The organism is Curtobacterium sp. AC273 (assembly GCF_979253735.1).
In genome coordinates this window covers 35,613-54,194 of the sequence record NZ_CEEDDU010000004.1, presented here as the reverse complement: position 1 = coordinate 54,194, position 18,582 = coordinate 35,613, and the positions used below count along the sequence as shown (strand labels likewise).

The 18,582-nt window shown below is 72.2% G+C and carries 19 protein-coding genes and 1 pseudogene; 10 read left to right on the top strand and 10 right to left on the bottom strand.

The genetic code is table 11. From position 1 onward, the window contains the following. The first annotated feature begins 1 nt into the window (after position 1). On the top strand, positions 2 to 1,159 hold the full coding sequence (locus tag ACZ8AI_RS06050; RefSeq protein WP_464857297.1) for a mannitol-1-phosphate 5-dehydrogenase: 1,158 nt from the start codon (positions 2 to 4) through the stop codon (positions 1,157 to 1,159). Between the two features lie 73 nt (positions 1,160 to 1,232). Here the strand turns inward: ACZ8AI_RS06050 and ACZ8AI_RS06045 are convergent, their stop codons facing one another. The 9 genes and pseudogenes from ACZ8AI_RS06045 to ACZ8AI_RS06005 form a co-directional block, all read right to left on the bottom strand. After that, complete coding sequence (locus tag ACZ8AI_RS06045; RefSeq protein ID WP_464857295.1) at positions 1,233 to 1,598, bottom strand: hypothetical protein; 366 nt, start codon at positions 1,596 to 1,598, stop codon at positions 1,233 to 1,235. Beyond that, a complete protein-coding gene (locus ACZ8AI_RS06040; protein ID WP_464857293.1) occupies positions 1,595 to 1,804 on the bottom strand; it encodes a hypothetical protein in 210 nt (69 codons plus the stop codon). The genes ACZ8AI_RS06045 and ACZ8AI_RS06040 overlap by 4 nt, the downstream gene beginning before the upstream one ends. Before the next feature lie 70 nt (positions 1,805 to 1,874). Continuing rightward, positions 1,875 to 2,219 (bottom strand): hypothetical protein, encoded by a 345-nt coding sequence (locus ACZ8AI_RS06035; RefSeq protein ID WP_464857291.1) that lies wholly within the window; start codon positions 2,217 to 2,219, stop codon positions 1,875 to 1,877. Then, complete coding sequence (gene eccCa / locus ACZ8AI_RS06030; RefSeq protein ID WP_464857289.1) at positions 2,204 to 6,295, bottom strand: type VII secretion protein EccCa; 4,092 nt, start codon at positions 6,293 to 6,295, stop codon at positions 2,204 to 2,206. Before eccCa ends, ACZ8AI_RS06035 begins: the two co-directional genes overlap by 16 nt. Positions 6,296 to 6,299: 4 nt before the next feature. Beyond that, complete coding sequence (locus ACZ8AI_RS06025; RefSeq protein WP_464857287.1) at positions 6,300 to 8,249, bottom strand: hypothetical protein; 1,950 nt, start codon at positions 8,247 to 8,249, stop codon at positions 6,300 to 6,302. Positions 8,250 to 8,310: 61 nt separating this feature from the next. Then, a pseudogene (locus ACZ8AI_RS06020) lies at positions 8,311 to 8,511 on the bottom strand (EsaB/YukD family protein); the annotation flags it as partial. A 388-nt stretch (positions 8,512 to 8,899) separates the two neighbouring features. Continuing rightward, positions 8,900 to 10,009 (bottom strand): DUF6177 family protein, encoded by a 1,110-nt coding sequence (locus ACZ8AI_RS06015; protein ID WP_464857285.1) that lies wholly within the window; start codon positions 10,007 to 10,009, stop codon positions 8,900 to 8,902. Further along, the gene (locus ACZ8AI_RS06010) at positions 10,006 to 10,305 is read right to left on the bottom strand and encodes an FHA domain-containing protein (RefSeq protein WP_464857283.1); all 300 of its coding nucleotides are present in this window, start codon (positions 10,303 to 10,305) and stop codon (positions 10,006 to 10,008) included. The genes ACZ8AI_RS06015 and ACZ8AI_RS06010 overlap by 4 nt, the downstream gene beginning before the upstream one ends. Next, on the bottom strand, positions 10,278 to 11,009 hold the full coding sequence (locus tag ACZ8AI_RS06005; RefSeq protein ID WP_464857281.1) for a hypothetical protein: 732 nt from the start codon (positions 11,007 to 11,009) through the stop codon (positions 10,278 to 10,280). The genes ACZ8AI_RS06010 and ACZ8AI_RS06005 overlap by 28 nt, the downstream gene beginning before the upstream one ends. A 228-nt stretch (positions 11,010 to 11,237) precedes the next feature. On the opposite strand from ACZ8AI_RS06005, the gene ACZ8AI_RS06000 reads away from it, so the two are divergent. From ACZ8AI_RS06000 to ACZ8AI_RS05980, 5 genes are all read left to right on the top strand, one after another. Beyond that, complete coding sequence (locus tag ACZ8AI_RS06000; RefSeq protein ID WP_027466433.1) at positions 11,238 to 11,573, top strand: WXG100 family type VII secretion target; 336 nt, start codon at positions 11,238 to 11,240, stop codon at positions 11,571 to 11,573. Positions 11,574 to 11,602: 29 nt separating this feature from the next. Next, positions 11,603 to 11,920: a pore-forming ESAT-6 family protein gene (locus tag ACZ8AI_RS05995; protein WP_027466434.1), complete on the top strand. Its 318-nt coding sequence runs from the start codon at positions 11,603 to 11,605 to the stop codon at positions 11,918 to 11,920. Positions 11,921 to 12,045: 125 nt separating this feature from the next. Next, on the top strand, positions 12,046 to 12,306 hold the full coding sequence (locus ACZ8AI_RS05990) for a DUF6507 family protein (RefSeq protein ID WP_464857278.1): 261 nt from the start codon (positions 12,046 to 12,048) through the stop codon (positions 12,304 to 12,306). A 21-nt stretch (positions 12,307 to 12,327) separates the two neighbouring features. Beyond that, a complete protein-coding gene (locus tag ACZ8AI_RS05985) occupies positions 12,328 to 13,779 on the top strand; it encodes a hypothetical protein (protein ID WP_464857276.1) in 1,452 nt (483 codons plus the stop codon). A 148-nt stretch (positions 13,780 to 13,927) separates the two neighbouring features. Beyond that, a complete protein-coding gene (locus tag ACZ8AI_RS05980) occupies positions 13,928 to 15,226 on the top strand; it encodes a TNT domain-containing protein (RefSeq protein ID WP_464857274.1) in 1,299 nt (432 codons plus the stop codon). Here the strand turns inward: ACZ8AI_RS05980 and ACZ8AI_RS05975 are convergent. Next, positions 15,196 to 15,690 (bottom strand): TNT domain-containing protein, encoded by a 495-nt coding sequence (locus ACZ8AI_RS05975; protein WP_464857272.1) that lies wholly within the window; start codon positions 15,688 to 15,690, stop codon positions 15,196 to 15,198. The genes ACZ8AI_RS05980 and ACZ8AI_RS05975 overlap by 31 nt on opposite strands. Positions 15,691 to 16,193: 503 nt before the next feature. Here ACZ8AI_RS05975 and ACZ8AI_RS05970 point away from each other — a divergent pair. From ACZ8AI_RS05970 to ACZ8AI_RS05955, 4 genes are all read left to right on the top strand, one after another. After that, on the top strand, positions 16,194 to 16,412 hold the full coding sequence (locus ACZ8AI_RS05970; RefSeq protein ID WP_464857270.1) for a hypothetical protein: 219 nt from the start codon (positions 16,194 to 16,196) through the stop codon (positions 16,410 to 16,412). A gap of 102 nt (positions 16,413 to 16,514) precedes the next feature. Then, positions 16,515 to 16,922, top strand: coding sequence for a hypothetical protein (locus ACZ8AI_RS05965; RefSeq protein ID WP_464857268.1), 408 nt, complete (start codon positions 16,515 to 16,517; stop codon positions 16,920 to 16,922). A gap of 736 nt (positions 16,923 to 17,658) precedes the next feature. After that, positions 17,659 to 17,967: a hypothetical protein gene (locus ACZ8AI_RS05960; RefSeq protein ID WP_464857266.1), complete on the top strand. Its 309-nt coding sequence runs from the start codon at positions 17,659 to 17,661 to the stop codon at positions 17,965 to 17,967. A gap of 310 nt (positions 17,968 to 18,277) precedes the next feature. Continuing rightward, positions 18,278 to 18,568, top strand: a complete 291-nt coding sequence (locus ACZ8AI_RS05955; protein ID WP_464857264.1) for a hypothetical protein — start codon at positions 18,278 to 18,280, stop codon at positions 18,566 to 18,568. Positions 18,569 to 18,582 lie beyond the last annotated feature (14 nt).

Sequence of the window (18,582 nt, the reverse complement as noted above, 5' to 3'; positions counted from 1 at the left end):
AGTGAGCACCCGTACCGCCGTCCACTTCGGCGCCGGCAACATCGGCCGCGGCTTCGTCGGACTGCTCCTGCACGAAGCCGGGTACGAGGTCGTCTTCGCCGACGTCGGCTGCACCGCTCATCGACGCCCTCGCGGCCGCCGACTCGTACACCGTGCACGAGGTCGGTGCCGGCGCGACGGACCACGTGGTCACGGACTTCCGCGCGGTGAACAGCGCCGGGACGAAGCCGGCGTCATCGCCGAGGTCGCCGCTGCCGACATCGTCACCTGCGCGGTCGGTCCGACCGTGCTCAAGTTCATCGCCCCGGTCATCGCCCGCGCGCTCGTCGCCCGCGACGCCGCCGCCGCACCCCTCACGGTGATGGCGTGCGAGAACGCCATCAACGCGACCGACCGCCTCCGCGAGTTCATCGTCGACGCCCTGCCGACCGAGTCCCGCGACCAGGCGCTCGCGAAGGCCGTCTTCGCGAACACCGCGGTCGACCGCATCGTGCCGGCGCAGTCCGCCGACGGCGAACTCGACGTCACGGTGGAGACCTACTTCGAGTGGGCCATCGATCGCACGCCGTTCGGTGGGAACGAGCCGGAGATCCCGGGCGCGCACTACGTCGACGGCCTCGCGGCGTCGATCGAGCGCAAGCTCTTCACGGTCAACACCGGGCACGCCACGGTCGCCTACCACGGCTTCCTCGCGGGGGCGGACAAGATCTCCGACGCCATCGCGATCCCCGCGGTCCGGTCGGAGCTCGAGTCCGTGCTCGCCGAGACCGGCGACCTGCTCGTCCGTCGCCACGAGCTCGACCCGAGGTCCACCGCGTCGTACGTGCAGGCGATCATCGGCCGGTTCGAGAACCCGCACCTGCCCGACACGGTGACCCGTGTCGGCCGTCAGCCGCTCCGGGAGCTCTCCCGCGACGAGCGCTTCGTCTCGCCCGCCGCAGCCCTCGCCGAGGACGGCACGGAGCCGACGGCGCTGCTCGACGCGATGGGTGCGGCGCTCCGCTTCGACGTCGCGGACGACGAGCAGAGCGTCGAGCTGCAGACGCTGCTGCGGTCGGACCGCTCCGACGCGGACGTCGTGACGGCGATCACGGGGCTCGACGAGCAGCACCCGCTGCGCGCCGCGTTCGTGGACCGGGTGCGTTCCGCGCGCGTCTAGCGACGTCCCACTGCACGGACGGGAGGCACGTTGCCAGCTGGCACCGTGCCTCCCGTCCGTCTGTCGGTCGCGTCTACCAGCCGAGCGCCGTCAGCAGGTCCGACACCGTCGTGATCGTGGGCCGGCCCAGGCCGGCGACGTCGATGCGGCCGGGACGGCCGAGGGCGCGGTCGGCGCGGAGCACGAACACGCCGGCGACCCCGGCGTCGCGGACGGTCGCGTCTCGACCGGCGTCGGCTTCGCGGCCCGGTCGACGAGCACCACCACCGAGCGCGCCAGGAGCGTCGGGTCGGGGGAATCGGCGAGGGGAGGCGAGCGCCGCCCGGACGTCCTCGACACCGTCACCGGTGGCCCGTCCGACCACGACGAGGCTGTTCTCCGGCGTGGCCGCGAGCACCGCGGCGGGGCCGACGTGCGCGCCCGTGTCGTGCACGGTCACGCGTGAGAGGTCGCGTTCTGCAGCACGGGGAGCCGCGCGGCGAGCTCGCCACCGGAGTGGTCCGTCGCCTGCACCACGACGCCCAGGCGACCGCCGACCGCGTCGGCGAGGAGCGCCGCGACGGTCGTGGTCCCGGTGCCGCCGGCGACGCCCGCGACGAGCACCGTCCGGGCGCGCTGGACGGCGGCGCGCCGCGAGCCGGGCATCGGCGGGAGCGGGGCCGAGGTCGGGGGCGGGGCGGAGTTCGGGGGCAGCGCGGAGTTCGGGGGAGCGTGCTCACGTGCCGTCCTCCACGATCAGCTGGGCGTCGACGGCTGCGGCGAAGGCGCGGACGATCGCGACGCCCACCTCGCCCGCAGCTCCCCAGGGAACCCAGGCGTCGGTCCACCAGACCGGTGCCTCGAGCGTGGCCCACGGGGCGAGTCGTGCGAGCTCCGCCGGGTTCTCGACGCGTTCGGGCACCTGGACGCTCAGGACGGCGGACCCGCGGTCGTCGACGAACTCGGTGACGACGCGTTCGAGCGTCCGGGCCCGCAGCTCGGGAGCGATGTCCGCGCCGGCCTCGACGAGCGCGAGCGACGTCGGGGGCTCCGCGGACAGGATGATCACCTCACGGGGCATCGACGGCTCCCTTCGGGTCGAGCACGGTCGTCTGACCGGCGGGGTCGGCCTGCACCGGTGCGACGGTCGTGGCCGCGGGGAAGTGGGCGACCTGCACGATGCGCGGGGCCGTGCCGCGCTCGGACGAGCCGCCCGCGGCCCGGCGGGAACTGCTCCGCGTAGACCTTCGGGAACACCTGCCCCTCGGACCGCTCGCCGCTCAGCACGAGCCCGGTCGCGCCGGAGTCGCGGATCGACTGGATCACGGTGTCGTACATCGCGCGGGCGGCTCCGGCCACCGGACGGGTCAGCACGACGTGCAGACCGAGGTCACGCGCCGAGGGCAGGTACGGCATGAGCGGCGCGAGCGGGTCGGTGCCGGCCGAGGCCACGATGTCGTAGTCGTCGACGAGCACCACGATGCGCGGGCGCGGCCCGGTGGAGGTGCCGGCGGCGCGCTGCTCGAGCTCCGCGGCGATCGCGGCCGCGAGCCCGCGAGCGTCGCGCTCGTTCGCGGCGTGACCGCCGAGGAAGTCGTCCGGGGTGCCCGCGGCGGCGCCACCGCGGACGTCCATGAAGGCGAGGACGAGCTCGTCCGGCGTCGAGCGCTCCATGAAGCCCGCCGCGAGGCCGCGGAGGAGCGCGGTCTTGCCGCTCGCCGTGTCGCCGAACACCAGGAGGTGCTGGTCGACCGCGGGGTCGAACGCCACGAAGTCCATGGTGTCCTGGCGGAGCGCGAACGGCACCGTGGTCGGAGTCGCGAGCGGGTCCGGCAGCTCGGCGGGGTCGAACGACTCCGGCAGCAGGCGGATCGGCGCGGCTGCGGGCCCGCCCCAGCTGTCCGCGACGCGCTGGGCGAGGGCGGCGAGCTCGTCGCCGACCGCACCGTCGTCCACGTCGTCGAGCACCGGCAGCGCGACCTGCCCGAACAGCTCGTCGCCGGTGAGCACGCGGCCGGGCTCGCCGGACTTCAGCGTCGCGGCGGCGGCCCGGGCGATCGTCGAGTCGGCCGGGTCGTTGAGCCGCAGCTCGAAGCGCTGGCCGATGAGCGGCTGGTTCGCGAGCCGCAGCTCGTTCCAGCGGGTGAGGCCGACGACGACGTGGATGCCGAAGCTGCCGCCGCGCTGGAGCAGGTCGCCGAACGCGTCCTCGAGCTCCTCGAACTCGGTGCGCATCACCCCGAACCCGTCGACGAGGAGCACGACGTCCGCCGATCCCAGCTCGGGGACCCGGCCCGCGGCGTGCCGGCTGCGGAGCATCGCGAGGGAGTCGATGCCGTGGTCGCGGAAGACCCGCTCGCGCAGCCGGATCATCGCCTGCAGCTCCTCGACCAGGCGGAGCAGGCGGTTCCGGTCCGCGCGGGTCGCGACGCCACCGACGTGCGGGAAGCCCTCGATGCGACCGAGGCCGCCGCCGGCGAGGTCCATGCCGTAGACGCTGACCTGCCGGGGTGTCGTCGTGAGCGCGATCGACGCGGCGACGGTGCGGAGGAAGGTGGTCCGGCCGGAACCCGGCGCGCCGATCACGGCGACGTGCCCGCCGCCCTGCGTGAGGTCGAGCATCCACGGGCGCTGCCGCTGGCGCGCCGGGTCGTCGAGCAGCCCGATCGGCACCGTGATGCCGACGGGGTCGGTCTCGGCATTCGGGTCGAGCACGGCGCCGAGCGCCAGTCGCGTCGGCAGCGGCGGCAGCCACACCGGCGTGGTGGCCCGGTCGCCGCGGCCGAGGCGCTCGACGGCCTCGTCGACGACGCTCCGGCCGACGTCCGGCGTCTCGAGCGTCGTCTCGCCCGTGTCCTCGTCCTCGGACGCCAGCGTGTTGTACACGGGCAGGACGAAGGGCTCGGGGGCGGTGTCGGCGGACGAGGTCACCGCGGCCGCGGCGGGGGTGGCGTCCTCGACGGGGCCGGACACGTAGCCCGACCGGAAGCGGGTGTAGACGCTCGTGTCGACCTTGAGGTAGCCGTACCCGGGGACGGCGGGCAGGTGGAACGCGTCGCCGGTGTCGAGCACGACCTGGCTCTCCGCCTCGGAGAACGTGCGGAGGCCGAGCCGGTACGACAGGTAGGTGTCGAGCCCGCGGAGCTTGCCGGCCTCGATGCGCTGGCTCGACAGGAGCAGGTGCACACCGATCGACCGACCGATGCGGCCGATCATCAGGAGCAGGTCGACGAACTCGGGTTCCGCGGTGAGCAGCTCGCCGAACTCGTCGATCACGAGCACGAGGTGTGGCATCGGCGGCAGGTCGGGGCGCTGCGTGCGGAGCTCGCGGTAGTGCGTGATCGACGGTGCGGCCCCGGCGTCGCGGAGCATCTCCTGACGCCGCCGGACCTCACCGGCGATCGACGCACGAGCGCGGCGGGTGAGCTGCGGGTCGTCGGCGAGGTTGTCGATGAGCCCCGCGACGTGCGGCAGTCGGGCGAACGGCGCGAACGCCGCGCCGCCCTTGTAGTCGACCAGGATCATCGCGAGGTCCTCGGGCGGGTGGGAGACCGCGAGTCCGAGCACGAGCGTCCGGAGCATCTCGCTCTTGCCCGAGCCGGTCGCGCCGATGCAGATGCCGTGCGGTCCCATGCCGAGCTGCGCCGACTCCTTGAGGTCGAGCAGCAGCGGGGCACCGAAGTCGTCGACGCCGATCGGCACGCGCAGGAAGTCCCGCGGGGCACGCGGGCGCCAGGTCCGGTCCGGGTCGATGGTCGTGACGTCGTCGACGCCGAGCAGGTCGGTCACGCCGATGGCGGCCGACGACTCCGCGCGTTCCTCGGCGTCGGCGGAGAGGCGGAGCGGGGCGAGGGCGCGGGCGACGGCGGTGACGAGCGTGGGGGCGACGGGGTCGCAGACCGCGGTCTGCACGGGGGCCGGCTCGCCCTCTTCGACGTCGCGGGCGTCGACGATCTCGAGGAGCGTGGTCCCGGTCCCGGTCCCGGTCCCGGTCCCGGTCCCGGTCCCGGTCCCGGTCCCGGTGCCCTCGGCAGCGTCCGACCGCGCGGTCACCCGCACCCGCACGTCCGACGGCTCGTGCAGCCGGTCGGCGACGAGGTGGACCACCGTGATCCGGAGGTCCTCCGGACGGGTCTCGCCCTCGGGCAGCGCGAGCGGCACCGCGACGGTGCCGTGCTCGTCCGCGAAGACGACCAGGCGCGGCAGGTCGCTGCGCTTGGCCGAGTCGCCCGACCGTCGGTACATCGCAGCGGTGCGGGCGCGTTCGCCGAGCTCGCCGGCGAGCGTGCGCGCCAGCGTCGGGACGTCCTCGGCGACCCGACGCGCGCGCAGCGGTCCGTCGAAGGTCCGGTCCATGCGGGCGTGCGGCAGCAGGTCGAACCACTCCCAGTCGGCGGCGCGTTCGGCGGGGAACGCTGCGGCGAGGTGCAGGTCCTCCGGCGCGTGCAGCGCCGCGAGCTGCGCGACGAGGGCCCGCGCGACGTCGAGCACCGCGTCGCGGTCACCGACGACCGAGACGTCCCCCGCGTCGTCGAGGCGGATCGCGATCGGCATGGCGTGCACGGTGCCGTAGTGCTCGGCGACCTGCTCGAGCTCGGCCAGCATGAGGGGGTCGAGCGGTTGGACCGGGTTCTGGTCCGGCGGCACCGCGAGGTCGAGCCAGCCGACGTCGCCCGAGCCGACACGGACCCGCAGGAAGTCGCCGTGCGTGCGTCGCCGCTCCCACAGCCGGGCCGGGTCGCCGACCAGGCGGGGGAGCGTGTCCGGCGACGGGTCGACGTGCTCGGCGCGCTCGCGGACGGCGGTCGTGCGGGTGCGGAGGTCGCCGCGGAGCTCCTCGAGGTAGTCGAGGTAGCGCTCGCGCTGGGTGCGACGGTTCCGGACGGCGTTGCCGCGCTGGGTGAACGCCATGCCGAGGCCGCCGACGAGCGCGACCACGAAGACCAGGGCGGCGACGACCATGAGCACGGGGTTGTTGCCGCGCAGCACGACCATCATCACGACGGACGAGATCGCGCCGACCACCGGCAGCAGCGACTGCAGCGGGATCCCGCCGCTCGGCCCCTCCGGCAGCTGCGGCGGCGGGGCGAGCTGCTCCGCGTCGGGGCGGACGAGCGGCGTGGAGACCCGAGCGGGTCGGTGCACGATGCGGTTCACCGGGTCACCTCCGGGGCGGTGCGGTCGGCGTGCTGGTCGGGACGACGGTCGACCGCCGCCTCGACGAGTGCCGCGGTGAGCTGGATGAGGGCGATCCGCGACGCGGTGGGGCGGTCGCCGCCACCGGTGACGCTCGGGTCGCCGGGGACCGGGTGCACCGCGTGGCCGGGCCCACGCGGCGGCCGTGCGGGCGGCGCGCAGCCCGGTGCCCGTGGTGTCCACGGGCACGACCAGGACGCGCGTGTCCGGTGCGTGCCGGCGGACGGCGTCGGCGTGGGCCACGCCCTCCTCGATCGCGGCGCGGTCCGGTCCGGTGACGAGGGCGACGACGTGCGCGTCCGCCGCGACGGCGCCGAGGTCGACGAACGGGCTCCGGGAGCCCCAGTCCCCGACGACGACGTCGAAGAAGCGGGCGATCGGGTCGACGGCGTCCGTCCACTCGGCGGGTGCGGCCTGTCGGCTCGGGAGGCGCGGGTCGCCGATCCGGAGCACGTGCAGCCCCGACGGGGGTCACCGCCAGACCGTCGGTCGCGTCCCAGGACGTCCTCGCCGCGTCACGGCGCTCGGACCGCGGCGTCGGTGCCGTCCGGTCCGCGCCCGCGTGCACCGCGAACGAGCGGAGGCCGGCTGCGCCGTCCACGCCCAGCACCCGACCGGAGCGCCGGCGTGCCAGCACGGTGGCCACGGCCGCTGCGGTCGCGGAGCAGCCGGTGCCGCCCCGGAGCGAGGCGAACGCGATGCGCCGGCTGGTCGGCACGCCCTGCCGGATCGCCCGGTGCGCGTCGTCGAGCTCGCGCGCCCCACCGGCCACGCTGCCGAAGAAGGCCCGGCCGAGTGCGGGGACCACGTCGTCGAGGAGCCGCATGGTCAGGAAGGTCTCCAGCAGCGCGGCGAACAGGCCGAACGTGCCGAGCAGGAGCGGCAGTGCCACGACGACCGACACGGTCTCGAGCACGTTGCCGATCGACCGCAGTCGAGCCCGCTGGTGCGCGGCCGGACGGACCCCGGCGAGCAGGGCGCCGAGCACGCCGAGTCCGGCGAGGGCCCCGAGGACCTGGAACGGTGCCGTGGCGGCGTGCCCGAGCAGTCCGAGCACGGCGGCGACGACGACGGCGCTCCAGAGCAGCACGCCCTGCAGCGTCAGCGGGAAGGCCCGGGTCCGGAGTGCGGCCACGACGACGACGGCGGCGCCGAGACCGACGGCCCACGGGTCAGCGTCGGAGACCAGCGCCGCTCCGGCGAGGGCGATGGGGGCGGCCACCGCGGCGGTCGTCCAGTCGAGCGCCCGGTAGGCGTCGTCGAGCGCGGTGACCACGCGATCGCGGGCGACGGGGTCGCCGCCGCTCACCCGGTCGTCGAGGCCGGTGAGCCCGGCGGACGACATCGCGACCGACGGCAGCAGCCCGCAGACGACGATCGCGGCGATCCCGACGACACCCCAGCCGGCGGCCTGCGGTGCCGGGGTCAGCCAGGTGACCATGCCGAGCAGGGGGAGCACGACGCCGACGACGGCCGCGACGCCGATCGTGCGGGTGCGCTGCCCGACGCCGAGCCCGAGGCCGAGCGCGATCCACGCCCAGACGAGCACGAGTCCGGCGACCATCGCGGGCTGGTCGCCCTCGCGGCCGACCACCGGCCCGACCGCCAGCCCGATCGGCAGCGCGAGTCCGGTCGCCGCGGCGGTGAGGGCGATGCCGGTCCACCGGGCTCCGGCGCGGCCGGCGACGAGGGCCGCGATCGCCAGGACCACGCCGCTGCCGACGAGCACGGACGGCAGGAGCGCGGGGGAACGGTCCCACCGTCGAACGCGGCCCGCACGGAGGCGACCGTGAACGCCGCGACCACGAGGGTGCCGACGACCGAGGCGGTGGCCCCGACCGCTGCGGCGCGACGGACTGCCGAGCGGCCGTGCCCCAGCCGTCCGAGCGGCGACCGAGCGAGTCGGCCACGGCATCGGTCACGTCGGAGACCTCGGGGGGCGGCGGGGCGTCGGCGCGGCGGACGACGTGCAGGACCTCGCCGTCGGCGATCTCCTGCGAGGCGGCGTCCCCGGCGAGGGAGACCTCTTCGCCGGTGACCCGCACGAGGGTGACCGGGTGCGCGCTGTCCGCGATCGGCTCGTCGAGGATGTCGACCAGTCGCGGCAGCAGTCCGGCGAACGGCTCGTCGGAGGCGACGACGACGTCGGCGCGACGGCCGGCCCCGACGACGGTCACGCGGGTGAAGTCGGTCACTTGGTCTCCTGCTGCGGTTCCGGCCGGCAGCGTCCGCTGCCGTTGTTGCTGTTGCTGCGTGGGCGTCTGCTGCGTCGGTGCCGGCTGCGTCTGGGTCCGCTGGGTCTGGGTCGGCCGCGTCGGCGTCGGCGTGGGTGTCAGCGTCGACAGTGGGTTCTGCTGCGCCTGCTGCTGAGCGGCCTGTTGCGCCAGGGCGTTCGTGACGAACGAGTACCCGAGGCACCCGACCCCGACGACCGCGGCGAGCACGACGCTGCCGATGAACCGCTTCACGTTGTCGTTCACCAGTCGGCGGTCGGCGAGGCGTCCGAGCACGAACGCCTGCCGGAGCCGGCGCCGGTGCGTCGAGACGCTCTCGAGCAGGATCGAGTCACTGTTCCGTGGCACGCTGCACCTGCTCCCTCGTCCGGTCGTCCATGCCGACGGCGTCGGCCACGCGGTCGCGCCCGATGTGGTCGATGACCGCGGCGAGCTCCTCGACCGGGTTGCGCTCCGGGGTCCGTCCGAACGGCAGGACCAGTGCCGGGATGCGCGGGCGTCCGGCGATCACCGCTCCGAAGCGGTCCCGCATGCCCTCGACGTCGAGGTCGAGCTGCCGGACCGCCGGGGCGCCGACGAGCATCGCGACCGGCAGCGGTGGAGCGGACAGCCGCGGTGCCTGCGCGAGGTCGGCCCGGCCGGGGCGCCGGAGCACCAAGGCGAACAGCGGCAGCTGCGTCGCCGCGAGCCGGCCCAGCACCTGCGGGACGGCGGCGACGCGCACCTCGGAGACGGCGTCCCCGAGGGCGCCGACCGAGAGCAGACCGGTGGTGAGTTCCTCGACGCCCTGCCCGGTGCGCTGCGCCGTGATCGTCACCGCGAGGGGCGCTGCAGCCGAGCCGACGGCGAGCAGGCGCGTCGGGTCGGGCATCCGGCCCCGGGCAGTCTCGGTGAGTGCACGACGATCCCAGGGTCGTCCGGCCGGCTCGTGGGGGCCCCAGCCGCTGGGTGCCGCACCGGCGAGCTCCGTCGCCAGCAGCTCGGTGGTGGCACCCAGGACGGTCTCCTCGGCGGCGCGGTGGCGGACCGACACGGAGACGACGAGCTGGTCAGCGGTGGGAGTCCACGGGCGGAGGAACCCGACTGCGACGTCCTCGACCGACGTGGGCGGTCCGGCGTGCGGGGCGTCCGTGAACGCGTCGAGCCGTCGTCCGTCGAGACCGTTCCGGAGGCCGTCGTCCCCACGCACCACCCACGCGCCACCACTGTCCACGAGCGCCTGCCGGAACCCCTCGGTCAGGACGGACAGGCCGTCGGTCACCAGGACCGGACGGGCGCCCTCGGCCGCGGCCGTCGCGAGCAGGGTCGCCTGGGCGCCGCCGAGCCGGACGATGCCCGCCCGGCTCTCGTAGCGGACGCAGCCGTCGCCCGCCGAGTCGACGAGCGGGTGCTTCGCGGTGGGGCGGTCGTCGACCGGCCCACCGCGGCGGAACGGGGTCACGTCGTCGCTCCGGTCCGGTCGACGAGGAACGCGTGGTCGCCGATCCGGACGGTCGAGCCGGCGGGGACGGGGAGGTCCACCCCGGGGACGAGGTCCTCGAAGGAGGCGTCCGGACGGATCACCGAGGTGCCGTTCGTCGAGCCGAGGTCGCGGAGCACGACGAACCCGGTGGCCTGCACGAGGGCGACGTGCGTCTTCGACAGCGTCCGGGACAGGTCGGGCACGGCGACCGTGGCGACGCCCGGCTCGGCCTCGGGGTTCCGGCCGATCACGCAGGTGCCGTGGAACCAGTGCACCGCCCCGGAGTCGAAGCGCAGGACGACGGCGTCGGCCGGCACCGAGTCGTCCGCGACCGGCGCGGTCGGCGGTGGCACCTCGGCGAAGCCGTGACCGGTCTGCTGGGCAGCCGCGGGGGTGGGACCGAACCCTGCGCGACGGGTGGCGTCGAGACCGGCCTGCACCGCGCCTCCAGGCAGGGAGCAGACCCGGGACGGACACCCGCCGACGCGGCCGCACCGAAGGCGGTGCCGAGCGCGGGGACCGCGGGGTCGAGCGGCTCGCGTCCGGTCCGGAGCGCGGCGGTCAGCGTGCCGGTCGCCGCGGCCCAGGGACCGGTCCCCGCCGCGCGTCGGTGCGGACGTCCGCCGAGCCGTGCGATCTGCCGGACCGGTCCTGCGGGCAGTGCGTCGTCCGTGTCGACGACGCGGGTGCCGAGGAGCAGACCGCCCAGCCCGCGACCCGTCCTGGGGGCACGGATCACCACGATCGCGGCCGTCACGACGAGCCCCGCGACCGCTCCGGCGACGGCCGTGCCGACCGGGTCCGAGGACGGGACCGCGGTGTGCGCGAGGAAGAGGAGGGCGGCACCCGCGGCGCCGCCGAGGAGGACGACGACGACGTCGACGAACCGCGCGAGGAGGACTGCACCCGCGCCGGCGGGGGCGACGCCCTGCAGGGCGTCGTACTCGGCGGAGGCGACGGTGCGCCCGAGGAGGAGCACCGCAGTCGGTGCAGAAGCGCTGTCCCTGTGTCGACGGGACCCCGCAGCGACCACAGGTCATCACGGGGACCACGGTCTCGACCACGATCGACGACATGCCTCACCTCCCATCGGCACGTCCGATCATGTCAGAAGCGGGGCGTGACGCGTGCGCAGAGTGGTGGTCTAGGCTGCTGACGTTCGCTGTCACCCGTTGAGGGGTGGGGGAAAAGACAGAGAGGATGAGCGATGAAGTTCGCAATGGGGGCACAGGTCCTCACAAACCTGACCAAGCAGACGTCCGGCGCTTCGGGTGACCTGGGGACGCTCGTGCGGAAGCTGGCCGACTCGGCCGAGCCGCTGCAGGGCCGCTTCAACGGTGCCGGCCGCCAGGCCTTCGACCGCTTCAAGGCCGAGACGGACACCATCGCCAACGAGCTGAACGGCGCGCTCGCGAGCGTGCTGCAGGGCATCTCGGGCATGGACCGTTCGTTCCAGGAAGGCGACCAGGACATGGCGCAGTCCACGAGCTCGCTCGAGGGCAGCTCGAACTTCGACGCGGCCCGCTTCAGCGGCCGCGCCTGACGGATCTTCGGGGAGAGGGAGAACACACCATGAGCGGTGGCAACCAGGCAGACCGTCGCGACTACGACGTCGCGGCGTCGCAGAACGCGCAGGACAACTTCAACGCCGTGGCGGCGCAGCTCGAGTCGCTGATCGCCCAGCGCGACTCGGACGTGAAGGCCGCGATGGCCGACTACCAGGCCGACGGCGTCTCGGACGAGTACCACGCCAAGGAGCAGCGGTGGAACACCGTCGCGGGCGAGGTCAAGCAGATCATCGCCACGCTGCGCGCGTCGCTGCAGTCGAACGACGAGTCGGCGCAGTCGGCGATCAGCAAGGCGAAGTCGGCAGTCGGCAACATCGGCTGACGTGACCGTCAACGGATGGAGCGTCGACCCGGCCGGCGTCGAGACCGTCCTCACCGCCGTCGCCACCAAGGCGACGGCGATTGACGGATGCCCTCGGCGGCTCAGCTGACGGCAGCAAGCCGGGGGTGGCCGCGACCGTCGAGGCCGCGGCCACCGCTGCGCAGTCGCAGGTCATCGGTGAAGCGCTCGCGGGGTTCTTCGAGCACCAGCAGCCGACCCTGGCGGGGATCCAGAACCGGATCCAGGCGTCGCTGCTCGGTGCTGCCGGAGCGACCAGGGCCATCGACCACGGTGACGCCGAGATGGCGTCGACCACGCAGGCGAACGCGATCGCCGCTGCGAGCAGCGGGAACTTCGCCGCGTTCGACGGTGCGCCGGGGAACTGAGACAACGGGGGACAGCAAGCGATGAGCGGACTCGTCAAGGTCGGGGAGATCCCGTACACCGACGTCGACCTCACCGGCATCACCTCCGGGGCGAAGGAGCTCCGGACGGTCGCGAGCGCGGTGCGGGACGGCACGGCGGACATCGTGACGGCGTGGCAGCCGATCTCCGGGGTCTACTCCGGGCCGGCCGACGAGCAGCTGTACGCCGTGATGACACCCATCGGCCCGCACGGCACCTCGTTCGGCGACAACCTGGACACCGCCGCGAAGGCGCTGGACGACTTCGTCACCGAGGTCACGCCGATCATCGCGAAGCTCAAGTCCTACGTCACGCGGGGCAACCAGCTGCACCGCGACGTCGCGGCCTTCACGCCGGGGACGATGACGACGGAGTACGGCCACTCCGCGACCGTCGAGTCGTGGGACCAGGACGAGACCCTCACCGACGAGAACAACGCGATCATCAACGGCGTCGCCGCGCAGGTCGTGGCGTACCAGGCGGCGGAACGGACCTGCGCGAACACCATCCGCGGACTGTCCGGCCTGTCGCCGCTGCACGCGATCAGCGCCGACGGCAAGGACGACGGACTCGGGTACGGCTACAAGGAGCTGCCCGCCGGCACGAAGCTGCCGTGGGGGTCGGCGTCGGACCGGAAGGAGTCCTGCTCCGAGAAGACCGTCGACTTCCTGCCGAACATGGTCAAGGGCGTCCTCGTCGACGGGATCTGGGGCACCGTGAAGGGCCTCGGCACCCTCATCGGCGTCGACGGCACCGGGTTCCACTGGGAGACCGCCGGGGCATCGTGGAGCGGCATCCTCGCCCTCACCGGCTTCAACACGAAGACGATGCAGAAGGATCCCGAGCTGCAGCGCGAGTCGTGGACCGAGCTCCTGAAGGCCACCGTCGGCTGGGACGAGTGGGGCAAGGACCCCGGGCGCGCGTTCGGGCAGGCGCTCTGGGGGATCGGTTCGCTGGTCATTCCGATCGCCGGCGAAGCGGGCAAGGTCGGCGCGGCCGGCAAGGTCGGCGAGGTCGCCGGAGCCGTCGGGAAGGCGGGGAAGTACCTCGACCTCGTCGACGCCGGGGCGTGGGCGTCGAAGGGGCTGACCGCGGTGCTGCCCAAGCTCGGCGACCTCAAGGGGATCATCAAGACCGGGATCGGCGACGCGGCGCACGGGTTCTCCGGACGCCTCGCGGACTTCCAGACGGGGCTCGGCGACTTCCTGCACGGACGGCACGGCGACGGCGGCGTCGAAGCGCCGCCGGTGCGGTCCGAGGCGGACACGGACGTGCGGGCGGGGAGCGATGCGAACGCCAACGCGCACGCGGACGGCGGCGACGCGACGGTGCACGTGCCGGAGCGGGAGCCGGCGCTCGTCGGTGCTGGCGGGCACGGGGAGCACGGGGAGACTGCGACGGGGGACGGCGGTTCGACGTCGGGGTCGCACGGCGGGGTCGGGCACGGGGGGTGACTCAGTCGGGCACGGTGGGGACTCAACAGGGCACGGCGGCTCGGGCCACGGCACGGACGCCGATCACGGCGGTGGTCGGCCGGACGGCGACGGGCACGACGCGCCCGGTACTCCGCCGCCGCACCACTACGACCGCTCGACGGACCCGGTGTTCTCCGACGACCGCAGTGGTCCTGGGTGGGAGCGTGACGAGTCGGTCCGGGGCGGTGCCGAGCGGCCCGACTACGGCCAGCCGCACCTCCACCTCGACGACCTCGGGGAGAAGTACCGAGCTCCCGACGACCCGACGTACACGGGCCCGGGGATGAGCGACGACGTGCGGGCCCTCGTCGACGACTGGGGCAATCCGAACGGTCTGTACGGCAAGGACGCCGACGGCAACTACCTCACGAGGGACGACTGGGAAGACCGGTACATCGACTGGAACGACGACTGGCAGTCGTACGCGCCCGAGTACCCCGGCAACGCCGGTGCCGTCGCCGGACACCGCGTCGACTGGGTGGATCCGTACGGGTTCGTCGATCAGTACGGTTCGCAACTCGACCGGCTCGGCAAGGAGTCCGGCAACTTCTTCTCGTTCCCGGGGACCTCGTTCGAACAGCGCGCCCTTCCACCGTCCAACCTCAGCGATGCGTACCGGACGTACGACTTCGATGCTGCAACTTTCGACGGGCAGGGTCTGAAGATCGAGGGTGAGCGAGATCGCTCCGGCATTCGGGCATCCGGGTGGAGGGCTTCAGGTCAGGTTCGTCGACCCCGGTCCTCCCATGAGTTTCCGCTCGGCTGCGGACCTCCGCGATCTCGGGATCCTGTCGTGAGCGACGAGCGCATCACGATCCCGTGCCTCGAACTCCTCGAAGACCTCCTGCGCCGCGCCGGACAGGATCGGGTCGTGACGAGCCGAGGCTCGTCGAGTTCGGCGATCAGGAGACTCTGGAGCGCTACGTCGTTCGAGACGGAGCAGTTCACGCGTGGAGAGGCGACCGGGGATCCGGTGACTGGACCGGGGTGGTGTTCGAAGCAGGGGAGGACGCCGCGCGGCGCGATCGCCGCTTCAGCGGCTGGTGCCCTTCGCTCCCGGGCTGGCCTCGAGCGGGGGCACTGGCTCCTCGACCGCCCCGAGGAACTCCCCGACGGGATGTCGCTGAGTGTGGAGAGCGAGCGGAACCTCCTGAAATGGACGGCCTGCGGGACGCCCTCACCGAGCGTGGTTCGGAGCCGGGCGGTTCATCGCCCCGGCAGTGCAGTTCGCAACGGTCGCGCGGGTCCCCGTGTCCGACATCGAGCGGTGTGCGCTCGAGGTGAACTCTCGGCGAGCATTCTCGGAGGCGGCGCTGCCCGCATGAAGACCTTCGGAGGCAAACCCGAACGGTTGAGGCTGATGGTCGCGCGGCGGTCGCCGATGCTGCTGTCGGATCAGTCGCCGACGGTGATCCTGCGGAGCTGACCGCTGACGAGCAGATCCCGGATCGTCACGGTGTCGTCGGCGATCGAGAACCGGATTGCTCCGCCGGGCTGCCCGAACCACGGAAGTGTGATCTGCGCATGCACGAGCACGATGCCATCGGTGACGTACGGGTGCACGCTCGACGGGAGCGACAAGGCGTTGGGCGGGAGTGACCTCGACTCGAACGACGCGCCGAACGGGTTCAGGAGCCAACCGTCCGGTCCACCGACCCGGTCGACCGGGATCGCGGGCGGGAGCTCGATGAGCACCTGGCCGCCCGACGAACGAATGCGGTCGGCGAGCTCAGGCAGGTACCCCTCCGACGATCGGCGCAGCTCCGCGAACTCCTCCGCGCGGATGGACCGTGGTTCCGGGATGGGCCTGCGGAGGTACGCACGAACGAGATCGGACACCCCGTCCTCGTCGTCTGCGCGGCTGATGACCCGCGCCTGTCCGTAGTCCACGGATAGCAGATCGAATCCGGCACTCGACGGTTCGACGCGGAGTGCGCCTTCGAGCGGCGGACGGTCGGGGACGTCACCGGGGAGCGCGATGAACTGGGAGGTGAACCCGGATCGGTCGAGGTCGGCGCGGAGGATGCGAATGCCACGGTCTCAGGCTAGCGGCGGGCGCTCCGTTGCCTCGAGCACGTCGAGTGGATGACCGAGGTCGACCCCACGGGGATCTTCCGGGGTAGGGGGCGCATCGGCAGGAGCGGTCGTTCTCAGCGTTCGTGGTCGATCATGAAGCCGTGTGCCCCCTCGGCGAGTCTCGGCCACCGACGACCGTGCAACCTCCAGTTCTCCGAGGGTGCAGCGGCGAAGTGCATGTGGTCGATGACACCGGCAGCGATCTGGCCTGGAGGAAGGACCACAGGTCGTGGTTGTCGCTCTCAGCCGAGCAGTAGTGCAACTGATCGGGGAGGAGAACATGGATCGGGCAACTGCCAAGGAGATCATCGCTGCCGATGGCCTCGAGCGCGCGGTGTGGTTCCAGCAGCTCCATCGGGAAGCCGGACGTGGTGGCGATATACGAGGTCGGTGGCGGCTACCGGGTGGTGTCGACGGACGAGCGGGCGGTCGAGATCGGTCCGCGGGACTACCAGGACGAGTCCGACGCGCTCGAGATGTTCATCATGCTGCTCCGTGACCTGAAGGAACTGATCGCGAGCGGCATCGTCCGCTGAATTCGAAGCGCTGAAGAACAACCAGGCGATCGCAAAGAGCGTGCAGGTGGACCCGGCGTCCGGCTCCACCTGAGTGATCTGGCCGGAATGAACGGACCACAGTTGGTCGCGGATGTCGCTCCCAGCCAAGCGGTAGTGCAACTGATCGGGAAGGGGCGCAGTGCGACGCCCGGTGAGTCCTGGGTCGCAGTGGAGTCGGTTCCCGACGCGGTTCACCGTGATCTCGAGGAGACCACGCACGACTACAAGACCCTGTCACAGATGGCTCCATCCGCGATGAAGGCATGGCAGACTGGCGGCGATGTCTTCGGTGTCGTCGTCCCGGTCGAGAATCTCGCGGCTCATCTCCCGACGTTCGCCGACGTCGGCGGGGTGGAGCACTTCGTCCCTGGTGGGCGCACTGCAGTCAAGGGGGGTGGAGAGTTCTTCATCAAGGAGACACGAGAATTCGTCGTGGAGGGGGGGCATCCCGATGCCACCCGGTTCGGTGGTCTCGGGCACCGCGAGTGAGCTGACGAGAAACCGCTTGATGTCACGCACGATCCCGTTTCATGACCAGGGGTGCAAGTACTGCCGTGAGTTCTGGATCTCCCGATCCGACCAGCCGAAGCTCATCGGAGTGAGCCTTGAGTACCAGTGCCATCTCTACCGATGCTGCATCTGTTGCTCGTGGTGGGAGTACGGATCGAACTACCCGCACGTCATCGACGAGGACCTGGCCGTTCGCATCGCGGCGACCGTCGCGCGTGACCCGTCGTGATCGAAGGTGGACACCTTGGCGATCGAGGCGAACGGGTTCACGGTCCAGGTGAGCCGAATCGACGCGGAGTTCGGTCAACGGCGCGACGGTCAGCAGGTGGACTCCAGGTCAGGCTCGTGGCTGTCGGCGAGCGTCGAGATGTGTGCATGACGGCGTGGGTGCGGGATGTACCGATCGAGGAGTTGCTGCAACGTGCGGTTCGCATTTGACATGAGACCGAGGCGATACCGTTTGAGGGTCGTGTCCCTCGATCACGCGGAGGGCGCTCACTCTTGACTGACCAACGCGGACTTCGTCCCGCCGACGCGGACCTGCTCGGGACGTTCGTGGGCAACGAACCGCCCGACCTTTCTTCCATCCCCGGCATCAAGCGAGACGAGCGGGTCGTCTTCGAGTACGGCACGCCGGAGGACGGCCTTCCGTATCGTCGCGGACGGCGCCGGTTACTCGTTCGCGACTCGTGACCGTGGAAGCGCCTGGCCCCTCGTGTGGTTCAACCGGCTCGAGGATGCCGAGCGGTACGTGCTGGTGCGCGAAGGAGCTGCGCGGAACGATGCTCTGTGGTTCGACGGCAGGGCAAGTACGCCCGATGGTGTCAAGGTTCTCGAGGACGACTCGGAGCGAGAGCTTCGTTGGCACATCGACGGGCATGAACACGTCGTACGAGCCCTCTCTGACCTCGGCTGGTCGCTGGCCGTCCGACTCGCCTGGGTACGTCAGCATTCCCTTGCCGAAGTGGTTGAGATCGTCGATTCGCCTGCTCCGGGGCAGCGCGTCGGGAGCGTCCAATCCTGAACGGACTGATCCAGCTCGCGGCCACTCTGCGGGACTCCACTGCGCAGGCAGGTCTGAGCCGCGGGCACTGGCTGCTGGGCCGCGCGGAGGAGCTGCCCGCTGGGTTCACGCTGGCGACGACCTACGGCCAGACGGTCCTGGACTGGGAACTCGGCGGGACACTCCACCGTGCCTGGTTCGGCGCTCACGGGTTCGTCGCGCGCGCAGTCGCATTCGCGACGGTGGCGCGCGTCCCCGTCGAAGAGATCGAGCAGTGCGTTCTGCAAGAGGACTCTTTAGGCGCGTTTGCAGAAGCATCGTCGAAGGCATCATGAGCGACGACCTCTGGCGTTCCGAGATGGACTGGCAGGTGCAGGACGGCGTGCTCATTCCCGCAGGAATCCCAGTCTGTTGGATGCGCCGGCCGTCGAACGACGTCAACGTCGCGTGCATCTACGAGACCGAGAACGGATGGCGAGTCTCGACCACCGACGAGCGTGCCACCGAGGAATCGATCCGCGAGTACGGCGATCGAGTTGCTGCGATCGAGGACTTCCTCAGCCGCGTCGACGGCTTCGCCCGGTACCAGGAGTTGCGGAAGCGGCTGCGGGGACAGCGCTGAGGCCGACGTCCGAT

Bases quoted from the DNA above. Each gene is read 5' to 3' on its own strand.
- ACZ8AI_RS05985 (WP_464857276.1), top strand. From the start codon at position 12,328: ATGAGCGGACTCGTCAAGGTCGGGGAGATCCCGTACACCGACGTCGAC.
- ACZ8AI_RS05955 (WP_464857264.1), top strand. From the start codon at position 18,278: ATGAGCGACGACCTCTGGCGTTCCGAGATGGACTGGCAGGTGCAGGAC.
- ACZ8AI_RS06040 (WP_464857293.1), bottom strand. From the start codon at position 1,804: ATGCCCGGCTCGCGGCGCGCCGCCGTCCAGCGCGCCCGGACGGTGCTC.
- ACZ8AI_RS05995 (WP_027466434.1), top strand. From the start codon at position 11,603: ATGAGCGGTGGCAACCAGGCAGACCGTCGCGACTACGACGTCGCGGCG.
- ACZ8AI_RS06025 (WP_464857287.1), bottom strand. From the start codon at position 8,249: ATGCCGTGGCCGACTCGCTCGGTCGCCGCTCGGACGGCTGGGGCACGG.
- ACZ8AI_RS05970 (WP_464857270.1), top strand. From the start codon at position 16,194: ATGGCCTCGAGCGCGCGGTGTGGTTCCAGCAGCTCCATCGGGAAGCCG.
- ACZ8AI_RS06000 (WP_027466433.1), top strand. From the start codon at position 11,238: ATGAAGTTCGCAATGGGGGCACAGGTCCTCACAAACCTGACCAAGCAG.
- ACZ8AI_RS06035 (WP_464857291.1), bottom strand. From the start codon at position 2,219: ATGCCCCGTGAGGTGATCATCCTGTCCGCGGAGCCCCCGACGTCGCTC.